Annotated in this window: 14 protein-coding genes; 7 read left to right on the forward strand and 7 right to left on the reverse strand. The window is 68.3% G+C overall.

Annotation, left to right across the window (positions count from 1 at the left end):
* Positions 1-336 precede the first annotated feature (336 nt).
* A complete protein-coding gene (locus YWM_RS0110540; protein WP_028850693.1) occupies positions 337-666 on the forward strand; it encodes a cupin domain-containing protein in 330 nt (109 codons plus the stop codon).
* Here YWM_RS0110540 and YWM_RS23095 read toward each other — a convergent pair.
* The 3 genes from YWM_RS23095 to YWM_RS0110555 are packed head-to-tail and all read right to left on the reverse strand — an operon-like array spanning position 647 to position 3,677.
* A complete protein-coding gene (locus YWM_RS23095; RefSeq protein ID WP_052344758.1) occupies positions 647-1,675 on the reverse strand; it encodes a LysR family transcriptional regulator in 1,029 nt (342 codons plus the stop codon). The two genes, YWM_RS0110540 and YWM_RS23095, sit on opposite strands and share 20 nt — an antisense overlap.
* 32 nt (positions 1,676-1,707) lie before the next feature.
* Positions 1,708-2,838 (reverse strand): CaiB/BaiF CoA transferase family protein, encoded by a 1,131-nt coding sequence (locus YWM_RS0110550; protein WP_028850694.1) that lies wholly within the window; start codon positions 2,836-2,838, stop codon positions 1,708-1,710.
* Positions 2,835-3,677: an enoyl-CoA hydratase/isomerase family protein gene (locus YWM_RS0110555; protein ID WP_052344759.1), complete on the reverse strand. Its 843-nt coding sequence runs from the start codon at positions 3,675-3,677 to the stop codon at positions 2,835-2,837. The genes YWM_RS0110550 and YWM_RS0110555 overlap by 4 nt, the downstream gene beginning before the upstream one ends.
* 231 nt (positions 3,678-3,908) lie before the next feature.
* Between YWM_RS0110555 and YWM_RS0110560 the strand changes: the two genes are divergently transcribed.
* The 6 genes from YWM_RS0110560 (at position 3,909) to menB (ending at position 9,160) form a co-directional block, all read left to right on the forward strand.
* Positions 3,909-4,883 carry a tripartite tricarboxylate transporter substrate binding protein gene (locus YWM_RS0110560; RefSeq protein WP_084612309.1) on the forward strand — a complete coding sequence of 325 codons (975 nt, stop codon included), beginning with the start codon at positions 3,909-3,911 and terminating at the stop codon, positions 4,881-4,883.
* Between the two features lie 5 nt (positions 4,884-4,888).
* A complete protein-coding gene (locus YWM_RS0110565) occupies positions 4,889-5,362 on the forward strand; it encodes a tripartite tricarboxylate transporter TctB family protein (protein WP_156914732.1) in 474 nt (157 codons plus the stop codon).
* Positions 5,363-5,379: 17 nt separating this feature from the next.
* The gene (locus YWM_RS0110570) at positions 5,380-6,903 is read left to right on the forward strand and encodes a tripartite tricarboxylate transporter permease (RefSeq protein ID WP_028850698.1); all 1,524 of its coding nucleotides are present in this window, start codon (positions 5,380-5,382) and stop codon (positions 6,901-6,903) included.
* 45 nt (positions 6,904-6,948) lie between these two features.
* Positions 6,949-7,407, forward strand: coding sequence for a PaaI family thioesterase (locus YWM_RS0110575; RefSeq protein ID WP_028850699.1), 459 nt, complete (start codon positions 6,949-6,951; stop codon positions 7,405-7,407).
* A gap of 99 nt (positions 7,408-7,506) precedes the next feature.
* Positions 7,507-8,094 carry a superoxide dismutase family protein gene (locus YWM_RS0110580; protein WP_052344760.1) on the forward strand — a complete coding sequence of 196 codons (588 nt, stop codon included), beginning with the start codon at positions 7,507-7,509 and terminating at the stop codon, positions 8,092-8,094.
* Between the two features lie 235 nt (positions 8,095-8,329).
* On the forward strand, positions 8,330-9,160 hold the full coding sequence (menB, locus tag YWM_RS0110585) for a 1,4-dihydroxy-2-naphthoyl-CoA synthase (protein WP_028850701.1): 831 nt from the start codon (positions 8,330-8,332) through the stop codon (positions 9,158-9,160).
* 190 nt (positions 9,161-9,350) lie between these two features.
* Here the strand turns inward: menB and YWM_RS0110590 are convergent, their stop codons facing one another.
* From YWM_RS0110590 to YWM_RS26855, 4 genes are all read right to left on the reverse strand, one after another.
* Positions 9,351-10,115, reverse strand: a complete 765-nt coding sequence (locus tag YWM_RS0110590) for an IclR family transcriptional regulator (protein WP_169720978.1) — start codon at positions 10,113-10,115, stop codon at positions 9,351-9,353.
* Positions 10,116-10,273: 158 nt separating this feature from the next.
* Positions 10,274-10,996, reverse strand: coding sequence for an alpha/beta fold hydrolase (locus tag YWM_RS23100; RefSeq protein ID WP_245565998.1), 723 nt, complete (start codon positions 10,994-10,996; stop codon positions 10,274-10,276).
* Positions 10,993-11,457: a (2Fe-2S)-binding protein gene (locus tag YWM_RS0110600; protein WP_028850703.1), complete on the reverse strand. Its 465-nt coding sequence runs from the start codon at positions 11,455-11,457 to the stop codon at positions 10,993-10,995. The genes YWM_RS23100 and YWM_RS0110600 overlap by 4 nt, the downstream gene beginning before the upstream one ends.
* On the reverse strand, positions 11,454-13,418 hold the full coding sequence (locus tag YWM_RS26855; RefSeq protein WP_052344762.1) for an extracellular solute-binding protein: 1,965 nt from the start codon (positions 13,416-13,418) through the stop codon (positions 11,454-11,456). Before YWM_RS26855 ends, YWM_RS0110600 begins: the two co-directional genes overlap by 4 nt.
* Between the last annotated feature and the right edge of the window lie 95 nt (positions 13,419-13,513).

The following is a 13,513-nucleotide window of genomic DNA, read 5'->3' on the forward strand; positions in this document are numbered from 1 at the left end:
TTCAGATCTACATCCACCCACTGCGGCGGAACCGCAGCGAAGCTTCAGCAAAACGATCAAGGCCGTCAACGAGCGGATCGGGGCATTGGAGGCTTAGCGCCAGTTTCCGTTCCGATGTTCCTCACGCCCCATATCGTGCTGCGGCACGGACGCCGGCCAAGAGGGGCACGGTGGTCGAGCGCGTGACGGTTTCGGGTACGCCGGGTGCCCGCCGTGCGGACTTCGTGGTCGGCGAAGCCGCCGTGCGTGCCTGGCCGCATTCGAGGCTTCCTCGGCCGCGCCGACGCCGAGTAGCCTGGTGGTATCGCGGCAGGGCAGAAGGACGGAGTGCTGTCGATGAGCGCGCACACGGTCAACCTCGAGCAGCTCGCGGACACACTGTTGGCCGAAGCAGCCGAGAGTCACGCCGGGCGCGCCGCCCGCACCATCGTGACCGGCAGCGGGCAACGGGCCACGGTCATCGCGCTGCGGGAAGGCGCCCACATGGCCGAGCACGACTCGCCGCCCGCCGCGACGCTGCAGATTCTTGCCGGACGCGCCCGCCTGCACACCGCGTCGGAAGAGTGGACGCTGAGTGCGGGGGAGCTGGTTGCGATCCCGCCGCAGCGGCATGGCCTGGACGCGCTGACCGATGTCGCGGCGCTGCTCACCGTGGCGCTTCGCTGACCGAATCGGCGTCCGGTCGCACCCGTTGCTCGGCGAGACGCCGATAGGCGGCCTCGATCGACTTCTCCGCGTCCACCGCGGCTTCCAGCAAGGTCATTCCCTTCTCGGTGCGCCGAGCCAGTGCGTCCCGCCACCGGTCGAGGTTGGCCTGGCTGAGCTCGAGGAACTTGCGCGCCGGACCGGACAACGGGGAGCTGGACTTGACCGCGTAGATGGACCGGAAGGTCTGCGGCGAGATCGTCCGCAACTGGGCGCCGCGTCGCCAGGCGTCCAGGGCTTGGCGCATCGGCAAGAAGGCTGCGCCGGCACCCGCGGCGATGAGCGCGACCAAAGCGGCGGATTCCTCGACGTCGACGACCACCGCGGGCTCGACGCCGCTACTGTCGCGGATCGCTTCGAGGTAGGAGCGGCCGAAGGCCCGGTCGATCACCATCGGCAACCCGTCGAGCATGGCCACCGGCACCGGATCGGGCAGGTCGGTCTGCCACGCGGGTGGCAACGCCAACACGATCTCGCCGTCGCCGACGTGCATGCAGTCGATGCCTTGCCGCGACACCGGGGTGAGTGTGTAGGCAAGCTCGGCCTCACCGGACCTGATCAGCGCGACGATGTCGTCGATGGTGCCCTTGTGCTGGGTCAGCCGGACGGTGACGCCGGGGTGCAGCCGACGGAAGTGGCCGACCCACGCGGCCAGGAAGTCCGAGGTGAGCGAGGCCGAGATCGCAATGTCGATCCGTCCCCGTTCCAGCCCGCGGTACTCGGCAGCCACGTGCCTGGCATGGTGCAAATCGCGCAGCACCTGACGTGCAGGCCCGACCAGCGCCTCACCGGCCGCGGTCAGCACCAGTCCGCGGCCGACGCGGCGGAACAGCTCGACGCCCAGCTCGTCCTCCAAGCGGCGGATGACCTGGGACAACGACGGCTGGGCGAGGTACAGCGACGCCGCGGCCTTCGTGATGCTGCCGTGGTCCACCACCGCAAGGAAGCACTCCAGCTCGCGAACGTCCATGGCGCGATCCAACGGGCGGCGGGGGTGGTCGGTCAAGGCTCGCGCCCGGCGATGTCGTCGGTGTGCGCGCCGAGCGCGGGGACAGCCCGGCCGGGCGGGGGAGCGACGCCGTCGAGCGTGAACGGCATCGACGGCACCCGGTACTTCTCGCCATCGGGGCTCACGCCGGTGGTGAGGATGCCGCCCGCGGCGACATCGCCGGCTTCGGCGACCTCTTCGTAGGTGCGGACGGCGGCGGCGACGATGCCGTTGTCCGCCAACGCCGCCAGGCACTCGTCGGTGCGGTAAGTGCCGATCACCTCGGCGATCTCGGCGAGCAGCGCGGGACGGTGCGCGACCCGGCTGGGGTTGTCGGCGAACCGTTCGTCGGAGACCATCCACTCCTTGCCGAGGAACCGGCACAGCCGGCCGAAGTGCTCCGGTGTGTAGGCGGACAGCACGATCGCGCCGTCGGCCGTGTGGAAGACATCGGCCGCCGGGGCCACGGTGGCTTGACCGTTGCCTTTGCGGAGCGGTTGCTTGCCCGCGGCGTGCCATTCGCCCCACATGGCGGCCTGCATGTGCACCATGGCCTGCAGGAGTGAGACGTCGACGACGCCGCCTTCTCCGGTGCGCTCGCGCCGGAAGAGCGCAGCGAGCACGGCCTGCACGACCGCGTAGCTCGCGGCGGCGTCGGCGATGGGGAAACCGACGCGCAGCGGATCCCCGCCCTGCTCGCCGTTGATCGACATCAAGCCGCTCTCGGCCTGCGCCACGATGTCCAGCCCGGGGCGCGCGGCCGACGGTGTTCCCCGCCCGAACCCGCTCACCGACACGTAGATCAGCTGGGGGTGGGCGGCGGTCAGCTCCTCCGGGCCGAGGCCGAAGCGCTCCATCGTCCCCGGCCGGAGGTTCTGCACCAGCACGTCGGCTCGACCGACCAGATCGCGGGCGATGCGTCGGTCGCGCTCCTCGCGCAGATCCAGGACCACCGATTTCTTGCCCCGGTTGAACGCGAGCACGATGCCCTCGCCGTAGGCGCCGATGGAGCGCGCCTGATCGCCCTGGGGTGGCTCGACCTTGATGACCTCGGCGCCCAGGTCGAGCAGCAACTGGGTGGCCGCCGGCGCCGCGATGTAGTGGCCGAACTCGACGACCGTGATCCCGGCCAGAGGTTCGGTCATGCCTGAACTCCTTGGTGAGCCCTGCGGTTGACGAACGCCTGGGCGGCCGCTCGGGCGTCACCGCTGCGTGCGGTCTCGACCATGCGTGGCACCTCACGCCGTAGGTAATCGGGCAGGCTCGACACTACGGCGTCAGCGAGATTGCGTTTGGCGTGCTGCATCGCCAGCAGCGGTTGTTTGGCCAGTTTGGCGGTCAATGCGCCGATCCTGCCCGCCAGGTCGGCGGTCACCTCGGTGACCAGGCCGAGCTCGAGCGCGCGACCGGCATCGAGCTTGACCGGATCCAGGATCAGCGAGCTCGCCCGCGCGTTCCCGACCGCCCTGGTCAGCAGCCAGGCGCTGCCGAGATCGCCGGACACTCCGGCGCTGACGAATGCGGTGTTGAACACGGCGCGGTCGGCGGCGACACGGATGTCGGTCGCCAGCGCGAGCGACAGTCCCGCCCCGGCGCAGGCACCGTTGATGGCGGCCACGGTGACCAGGGGAAACGTCACGAGCCGCTCGGCGATGGCGGAAGCCTGGGTCAACCGGTCGCGGTCGTCCTGCAGCGATCGGCCGCGCAGGGTCCGGCTGTCGTGATCGCGAGGATCCGACGAACCGACGCGTGCCAGGTCGGCGCCGACGCAGAAGTCCGAACCCGCTCCCGTCAACACGACGACACGCACCGCGTCGTCGGCCTCGGCAAGGTCGAGTGCGGTCCGCAGATCCTGCAGCAGGTGCCAGGACATCGCGTTGCGTCGCTGCGGCCGGTTCAGCGTGATGGTGCCGACACCGTCGGCGACGTCCAAGCACACCGTGCCCGAGCCGACCGGTGCGCCGAGGGAGGGGTCTGGAGCCATGCCCTCATCGTCGAGGCGGGCTTCTAGTGCGTCAAAGACGAAAAACAACGGCTACTCATTGACGGAAGCAATGAATCGCCGGACGAGGTGCCGTCCCACTCCATGAACGATCGCCTCTCGGTCGCGGCATGATCCATAGGCTGTGCCAATGAATCCGAGTTATTTCCGGTCTTTGACGTCCTGATTGCCGCCGTTGTGGACTGTTAGGCACCTCGAGATCGGAGAGATCACATGGCTGTATCGCAGATCCGACGGCGTGGGTTCGCCGTAGTCCTTGCCGCGGCCGCGCTGCTCGCGACCTCCTGTGACCGGCCGGCCAACGAGGGGGAGTACCCGGCCAGAGATGTGCAGCTCATCGTGCCGTACCCGGCCGGGAGCGCGATCGACACCACCGCGCAGGCGTTGGCCGACGTGATCAACAGCGACGGCACGTTCGGCAAGCGCATCCAGGTCGTCAACCGCGAAGGCGGTGGCGGTTCGGTCGGAACCACGGCCACGCTCAACGCCAAGCCGGACGGTTACACGATCGGACTGGTCCCGGACGGCCCGCTCACGCTGCTGCCGCACGCCGAAGAGGTCTCCTACGACCCTGATGCGGCCACCGTGCTCGGCGAGGTGACCACGTCCCCGGTGATGTTCGTGGTGCCCGCCGATTCTCCGTACCGGAGCATCGACGACCTGGTGCAGGCGGCCAAGGCCAAGCCGAAGACGTTGACCATGGGCGACGGACCGCTCAACTACAGCATTCCGGCGAAGAAGTTCGAGCAGCTCACCGGCACCCAGTTCAAGCACGTCAAGTTCGACGGCGACCAGGCGACGGTCACCGCTCTGCTCGGCAACAACATCGACGTCGGCGTCATGCAGCTGGCCGGCGCGGTCGCGCAGCTGAGGGCCGGTAAGGTCCGCGCGCTCGGTATCGCCTCCGCCGAGCCGATCGACATCGCCAAGGACGTCCCCACGTTCACCGAGCAGGACGTCGACTTGGAGTGGGAGGCCTACAACGTGGTGATCGCGCCGCCCGACCTGCCCAAGGCGATCCAGAAGAAGCTGACCGACACGCTGACGAAGGCCGTCAAGAGCGACAAGTTCACCGCTGCCTCGCGCAAGCTCGGCTTGGTCGTCAGCGGGCAGGACGGCGCGACGGCCAAGTCCCGGCTGACCGACAAGTCGGCGGAAGCGGCGGACATCCTCAAGTCGGTGGGGTGAGCGCGATGGACCGGCTTCGCGAGCGGTTCGACGGCGACACCGTCACGGCGGCAGTCCTGTTGCTTCTCGGGCTCTGCTACGGAGTGCTCGCGGTGCAGGAAGGCGTCGGAACCCTCGCCGACACCGGGTCGGGCTTCTTCCCGCTGATCGTGGCGGTCGTCCTGGTGATCTCCAGTGCCTGGGTCGTCGTCCGACGCCCGGCGCCGGTGGCCGAACCGGACGACGAGACGGACGACAGCGTCCACTGGTGGCGCGTCGTCGGCGTGCTGGCTGCGGCCATGCTCGTCCCGCTGCTCGGCGTCACCGTCGGAATGATCGTGACGCTGTCGGTGTCACTGGTGCTGATCGGCAAGATCATGGGCCTGCGGCGGTGGAGCAGTGCTGTACTGCTCGGCATCGGGTTCGGTGCCGCGACCTGGTTGATCTTCGTGTGGTGGCTGTGGGTGCCGTTGCCCGCGGGCACGCTCGGGCTGGTGTGAGGTAAGGAGGGCCGCGCGTGCTGGACGATCTCGGTGCCGGCTTCGCCGCGTTCGCGAATCCCACGTTCTTGATGCTTGCGGTGATCGGCGTCGTGCTGGGCACGTTGGTCGGCGTGCTCCCGGGCATCGGGCCGATCGGCGCGATGTCGGTGCTGCTGGGCGTGACGACGCAGCTCGGGCCCACCGGCTCGCTGATCTTGTTCGCGGGCATCTATTTCGGTTCGACCTACGGAGGGTCGACGACCTCGATCTTGCTGAACGTGCCGGGCGAGGCGAGCTCCGTGGTGACCGCGCTCGACGGCTACGAGATGACCAAACGCGGCAGATCCGGGCCCGCACTGACCATCGCCGCGGTGTCGTCGTTCGTCGCGGGCACGATCGCGATCTTCGGTCTGATGATGTTCGCCCCGTGGCTGAGCGGGCTGGCGGTCGAACTCGGCCCGCCGGAGTACCTGGCCTTGTGCATCGCCGGACTCGGATTGCTGGCGGCGCTGTCGAGCGGGTCCACGGCTAAGTCGATCGTGATGATCTGCGCCGGTCTGGCGATCGCGACCGTCGGTATCGATCCGTCCAGGGGAGACCTGCGTTTCACGTTCGGCTCGGACGCGCTGGCCGAGGGCTTCAGCTTCATCGCGCTGGTGATGGGCGTGTTCGGGGTCGCCGAAGCGTTGACGTTGGCCGGTCGCAAGTGGCGGCCACCCGCGGTGAAGGCGCCCCGGCTGCGTGAGTTGCTGCCGTCGAAGCAGGAAGCGCGCGAGGCGACTCCGGCCGCGCTGCGCGGATCCGGCCTCGGGTTCTTGCTCGGGCTCGTGCCCGGGCCCGCGGCCGTGCTGTCGACCTTCGCCTCCTACGTCACCGAGCGGAAGATCTCCCGTCGGCCGGAGAAGTTCGGCTCGGGAGCCATCGCTGGTGTGGCGGGTCCGGAGGCGGCGAACAACGCCGCGGCCGGGGCGGCCTTCGTGCCGCTGCTGGTACTGGGCATCCCGTTCGCGCCGACCATGGCACTGGTGCTGGCCGCGCTGCTGCTCAACGGCGTGGTGCCGGGACCGACGTTCGTCGACGACCAGCCGGAGATGTTCTGGACGGTCATCGCCGCGATGTACATCGCCAACTTCATGCTGTTGGTGCTCAACCTGCCGCTGGTCGGCTTGTTCACCCGGCTGCTGGCCATCCCGCCCCAGGCGCTGATGCCGTTCGTCATCGGCCTGTGCATCGTCGGCGTGTACGCGGAGAACAACTCCATGGTCGACGTCGTGGTGATGCTCGTGGCCAGCTTGCTCGGCTTCGTGCTGCGCCGCTCCGGGTTCAGCATGGCGCCGTTCGTACTCGCCGTCGTGCTGCAGCCGACGCTCGAGTCCTCGCTGCGGCAGACACTCGCGCTGTCCGACGGCAACCCCGGCTACCTGCTCGGCCGGCCGGTGGCCATGGTGATCCTCGGCGCCATCCTCGTCGCAGTGATCCTCTCCGTGCGACGGGCCGCCGTCGTGCGCAAACAGGCGCGTACCGACGAACCGGCGCCGTCCGCCTCGAATCCGAAATAGAAAAAAAGTGATCACCACGGGCGCGGATTCGGCCACTATGGGTACATGACCATGACCGCGGACCAGCTGTGGCGGCTCGCTCGATCCGTCTTCGAAGCCCAACCCTTCACCAAGTTCCTCGGCGCCGAACTCATCGACGCCGGGCCGGGCCGCGCCACCATCGGGCTACCGGTGCGACCGGAACTCAAGCAGCAGCACGGCTTCGCCCACGGGGGAGTCGTGAGCTTCCTGGCCGACAACGCGCTGACGTTCGCGGGCGGGCTCGCTTTGCAGAGCGACGCGTTGACCGTCGAATACAAGATCAACTACGCCAAGCCCGCCACCGGTCACTACCTGGTCGCCAAGGCGGAAGCCGCGGTCTCCACCCGCCGCCAGGCGGTGTGCCGGTGCGAGATCTACTCGCGGTTGGACCAAGGCGCCGCGGATCCCGAGGAACGGCTCGTCGCCGTGGCCCAGGGAACGATCGCAGCGGTCTCCAAAGGAGCGCGGGCCGAACCACGGTGAGGCCCCCGTTCGCCCGATGGGGTTGTTACCCAGCTGGAAAGGGTCAACTGGTCGCGTCGGCGATGGAGAAGCGGATCCGCCGTCGGGTAGAACGCCAGCGTGAAGAAGATCAGTGCAGTTCTCGCGGGTGCCGCATTGCTGACGGCGTTGACCGCATGCGGTGAGGAATCCCCGGACGACCAAGCGCAGGCCTCCGACTCCGGCAAGATCACGTTGCGCGGCCAGGGCACGTTGGCGGACTACCAGGCCGACGCGACAGCGATCCGCTACGACAAGAAGCTGGTGCCCTCCGGTGCGCAGGCAACGGTGACGTTGACGGCGGAGAAGTCCGGAGTGACCACCAAGCTCGAGGTCTCCGGCCTGGTTCCGGACCGTGAGTACGGCGCGCACGTCCACGTGAACAAGTGCGGTGAGACGGGTGACGACGCGGGTCCGCACTTCCAGCACAAGAAGGACCCGAAGGAGCCGTCGGTCGACCCGACGTACGCCAACCCGAAGAACGAGATCTGGCTGGACTTCACCACCGATTCGTCCGGTAACGGGAAGGCGGAGTCCACGGTGACGTTCGACCTGCGAGACCGACGACCTGGCGCGGTGGTGATTCACGAGCACGGCACGCACACCGAGAAGGGCGAAGCGGGCAAGGCGGGGGACCGGCTCGCCTGCATCACGCTCGCCGAGGAGTGAGCTGCGGCCCGGCACAGTCCGGCCACAGGGACGTCGGGCGGCGAGTGCCCGGCCGCGACGAATCAGGCTGCCGGGTGCCCCGCCCCATGACGCCCGGGAGGCTCGCCCGGCCGCGGCCCTTCCACGCCCAAGGTGGACGCCTTGTGCGGTGAATCCAGGCCGCTGCTGCGCGACCCGCGACACCGTCAGCCTGGGGCCCTGCCGCGGCGAAACCCGAACAGACGATGATCGGGGCATGACCGAGCAGACCACGTGGCGCTCTCACGGCGAGTGGGAGGACATCCGCTACGAGACCACCGACGACGGAATCGCCAAGATCACCATCAACCGTCCCGAGGTGCACAACGCGTTCCGTCCGCAGACCCTGATCGAGATCGACCGGGCGCTCATGCTCGCCAGGGAGGACGAGTCGATCGGGGTCATCATCCTCACCGGGGCCGGCACGCGGGCGTTCTGCTCCGGTGGTGACCAGCGGGTTCGCGGTGACAGCGGCTACAAGCTGGACGAGAACGCGACCGGGCGCTTCCACGTGACCGATCTGCATGTCGCGATGCGCCGGTGCCCGAAGCCGATCGTGGCGATGGTCGCCGGGTGGGCCATCGGCGGCGGCCACGTGCTGCACTTGGTCTGCGACCTGACGATCGCGGCGGACAACGCCAGGTTCGGGCAGGTCGGGCCCAAGGTCGGCTCGTTCGACGGCGGCTACGGCGCGAGCGTGCTGTCCGACCTGGTCGGCCCGAAGAAGGCCAAGGAGATCTGGTTCCTGTGCAGGCAGTACGACGCCCAGCAGGCACTACAGATGGGTCTGATCAACACCGTGGTGCCGCTGGAGCAGCTGGAGGAGGAGACGCTGCGCTGGTGCCGGGAGATGCTGGCCATGTCGCCGTGGGCGCTGCGCATGTCGAAGATGAGCTTCCACGCGCACGAGGACGGCTACGCCGGGGTCCAGCAACTGGCGCACGAGGCCAACCTGCTGTTCTACGGCACCGACGAGGCCAAGGAAGGCCGCGAGGCGTTCAAGGCCAAGCGCAAGCCGGACTTCACGAAGTTTCCGCGGCGCCCGTGACCGGGTGAACTCCCGTCGCCAACCGGGTCTGGTGGTGGGCGGCGTCCGGCGCACGGGCGTGCCGCCGCCGATCGGACGGGTGACGGGTGACGGGTGGCGTACGGGCGTGCCGCCTCCAACCGGACTGGTGACGGGTGGCGGCGGGGTATCGCCGCGTCCGTGGAGATCAGGTGGGGAAACCGGGCCGGCGCTAGGCCTCGACTTCGCTCGGGGACGGGTGCCGGCCGCCGGTTCGCGCGGTGATGCGATCGGCGCAGTCGCGGACCAGGCTGCCGATCCTGGTGACGTTGTCCGAGTGCAGCTCGGTGAAGAACGCCAGTGAGCACACCACACGCGAGACCTGACCTCGACGGTCGAAGATCGGTGCGGCGACACCGCTTTGCGCCATGTCGTACTGCTGGATGCTGGTGGAGTAGCCGCGCTCGCGCACCGCGGCGAGCACCTTGTGCAGCTCGTCGCGGTCGGTGACGGTGTACTTGGTGAACTGCTTGAGCCCGTGCCGGTCGACGAGTTCGTCGACTCGCTCGGGGGATTGCCATGCCAGGTACGCCTGCATGATCGCCGGAGCGCTGAACGGGAAGTCCTCGCCGACGCCGACGGTGACCCGTACGCCCATCTGCCGCTCGGCCTTGACCGTGACCACGTAGCCACCCGAGCCGTCGGGCTCGGCGACGAACACCACGAAGCCCAGCCTGCGCGCCAGCTCGTCGATCTCCTGCTGCGCGATCGCCGCGGTCATGTCGTCGGTGACACCGGTGATCGTCAGCAGCTTCGGGCCGAGGGTCCATCCTGCCCGGTCGCCCGCGGAGGTGACCCAGCCGGACCGCTGCAGGGTCGCCAGGATGTTGTAGCAGGTGCTGCGGTTCAACCCCAGTTCCGCGACGAGCGTCTTCGGTGCGACGGGGGTTGGCCATTCCGCGGCCAGTCGTTCGATGATTCGCACCGCGGATGACACCGCCGGCACATCATTTGCCACCCGGTCGCCCCCTCACTCGATCGTTGGGATGCAAGTATCTCTTCCCACTGTGCCACCGACGTGAGCAGGGAGTACGCAAACCCCCACGGAACGTCGGTGCCATCGGCGCACCAGTCACCCGCTCGGGGAACGCCGGGTCACCGCTCGCCGGAGAGGTGGGCGGCAACGACATCGAGCTCTCCTGCCGCCTCGAACAAGCTGAAGTGCCGGGCGCGGGGGACGATCCGCAGCTGGGCGTCCGGGATGCCTTCGGCCAGCGTGCGGGCCATGTCCGGCGGCGTGGCGTAGTCCTGCTCGCCGACGACGACCAGCGTTGCCGCAGTGATCCGCGGCAGCAGATCCAGGCCGTCGAACGCGCCGAGAGCACGGCATGCCTGGGCGTGTGCCTGGGAGTCGGTGGCCAGGAACAGGTCGCAGACGCGGCGTACTTCGTCGGGATGCCGCTCGGCGAATTCCGGCGTGAACCAGCGGTCGATCTGGAACGACAACTGTTCCTCGCGCGGCTTGGTGACCGCGTTGTCCGCGCGCTCGGACCAGGCCTGGACGCGGTTCGGGCCGTAGTTCGCGGTGGTGTCGGCGAGCACGAGACGATTCACCAGCTCGGGGCGGCGGCCGGCGAGCGCGATGGCGACACAACCACCCATGGACATCCCGGCAACCGCGACCGGCCCGTCCGCCCGCTCCTCGATCAGTGCGGCGGCGTCCTCGGCGAGATCCTCGATGGTGAACGGGTCGCCGTCCCACGGCGCATCGCCGTGCCCGCGCGCGTCCATCGCCACCGTGTCCCCGTCCAGCTTGGCCACCAGCGGGTCCCACAGCCGTCCGGACATCGCCAACGAATGCAGCAGCAAGTACTTCACTGTGCCGCCCTCCGGGAGGCGGCGGTGGTCGCCGCCTGCAAGATCTCCGGGTACGTGCCACATCGGCACAGATTGCCCGCGAGGTGCTCGGTGATCTGTTCGGCGCTCGGGCGCGGATTCTGCGCCAGCAGTTCCTTGGTCATGACGACCATGCCGGGGATGCAATAGCCGCACTGCGCCGCCCCGCACTCGACGAACGAGGAGACGACCTCGTCATTGTCGTCGAGCCCTTCGGCCGTGGTGAGGTCCGCCCCGTCGTACCGCACCGCCAACGCCAGGCACGACGAGATGCCCTTGCCGTCGGCCAGCACCGTGCAGGCGCCGCAGGCACCGACCCCGCAGCCCTCGCGGACGCTGGTGGTGCCGACCTGTTCACGCAGTACGTCCAGCAGCAACGCGTCGTCGGCGACATCGAGCACGTGCTTGACGCCGTTGACGGTCAGGCTGATTCGGGTGCTCATCGGTCCTCCTGCTCGGATGAGTCGCGTTGCTGCAGCGCGGTGACGATGGCTTCCGGCGTGAGTGGAAGTTCGGTGATGCGTACACCGATGGAGTCCCGGACGGCGTTGGCGATGGCGGGCGCGACCGCGAGGATCCCGGTTTCGCCGACGCCCTTGGCGCCGAACGGCCCGGTCCGGTGCGGGCTCTCCACGATGAGCGGAGTCAGCTTGTCCGGCAGATCCTTCGACGACGGCAGCTGGTAGTCGAGCAGCGTGCCGTTGGTGAGCTGCCCCTGGTCGACGACCAGCTGATCGAACAACGCGTGGCCGATACCCATGATCGCCGCGCCGGTGAGCTGCTGCTCGACCAACCGGGGATTGATCGCCTTACCGACGTCCCCGGCGACCGCGAGGTGCTCGATGTGCACCCGCCCGGTGGCGGTGTCGACGGCGATCTGAGCGCCCACCGCGCCGGCGAACCAGTGCTCGGTGACCTGCTCCGACCGCCCGGTTTCCTTGTCGTAGGGCGTCCACTGCGTGGTGAAGTTGGCTTCCGTGGTGAGCGTGGCCCCACGGGCACCGAAGCGGGCCCGCACGAGATCGGGTAGCGACACGTGCTGCTCGCCGGCGTGCAGACCATCGGCGTCCAACGTCACCTCGGACGTACCGAACTGCTCGGCGGCCAAGGCGATCAGCTTGTCGCGCATCGCTTCGGCGACTTGGCGGACGGCGTTTCCCGTGTGGTACGTCGAACGGCTTCCCGCCGTGATCGTGTCGTACGGGGTGACGTCGGTGTCGGCCTGCACGACGTGGATCCGTGCGGGGTCCATGCAGAGCTCGTCCGGGAAGATCAGCGGATTCTCGGCGAGCTCGGGGTCGATCTTGTCCATTTCCTCCTGTGCGCTTTTGACCGGGCAGATGTAGTTGACCCAGGCGGCCAGCTCGGCGGCGACGGAGGGTTCGTAGTAGAAGTTCATGAACTTCTCGGCGTTGGCCTGGTGGGTCGCCTCGTTGGGGATCTGCATGTTGTCCGACCACAACATGACGCCGGCGTCCGGTGGCACGAACCGCACCTTGGGGTCGTCGAAATTGAGCTGGATGACGTCGCCCGACCAGGCCACGCAGGCCGCGATGTCACCCTTGGCGAGTTCCTGCGCGTAGTCGTTGCCGGTGAACCGGCGGATGTGTCCGCTGTCGACGGCGGCCTGCAGCTTGTTGAGCGCCTGGTTGAACTCCTGCTCGGTGAAGGTCGTCGGGTCCGAGCCCTGGTCGAGCAGCAGCAACCCCATTGTGTCGCGCATCTCCGACAGGCAGGTGACCTTGCCCCGCAGGTCGGGTCTGGTGAGCAGCTCGTCCATGGAACGGACCTCGGACGTGACGTTGCCGTTGTAGGCGATCCCGGACAACCCGGACTGCCACGGCACCGCGTACTTGTTGTCGGTGTCCCAAGGTCTGTCGCGCAGCGTGTCGAGCAGGTTAGCTGCGACGTTGGGCAACTTGTCCTTGTCCAGCGGCTGCACCCAGCCGAGTCGCACCAGTCGCGCGGCCATCCAGTCGGTCAACACGATGATGTCGCGCTCGATCGGCTGGCACGCGGACAGCTGATTGCGCACCTTGCCGAAGAACTCGTTGTTGTCGTTGATGTCCTCCTGGTACGTCACCGAGATCCCGCTGCGCTTGCTGAACAGCTCGAGGGTAGGGCGCAGCGACTCGTTCTCCTCCGAGACGTCGATGTACAGCGGCCAGTTGGACACCACCAGCCGGCGATCGCTGTCCGAACGGTCCGGGGCACGGCACTCAGCGGGGTTCCGTCTGGTTCCTGGCATGCCGCATCCGGTGAACACGCCGGTCGCCGCGAGCGCTCCCGCGGCCGCCACGCCACGGAGTACGGTTCGGCGGGACGTGCCGGTTCTGCCCGAGGTCATGAGCGACATCACCGCGCTGGCCTCGGGCGAGATCCCGGAGCGTTGCCAGGCCCGCATGACGACGATATTGACACGATGGGCGGTATCCAACAAGGGATTCCGTTGTAACGGTCGTGATACGCAACGAAATACGGCATGATCTTGGTGAACTA

It is taken from the genome of Thermocrispum municipale DSM 44069 (genome assembly GCF_000427825.1).
Lineage (GTDB): Bacteria > Actinomycetota > Actinomycetes > Mycobacteriales > Pseudonocardiaceae > Thermocrispum > Thermocrispum municipale.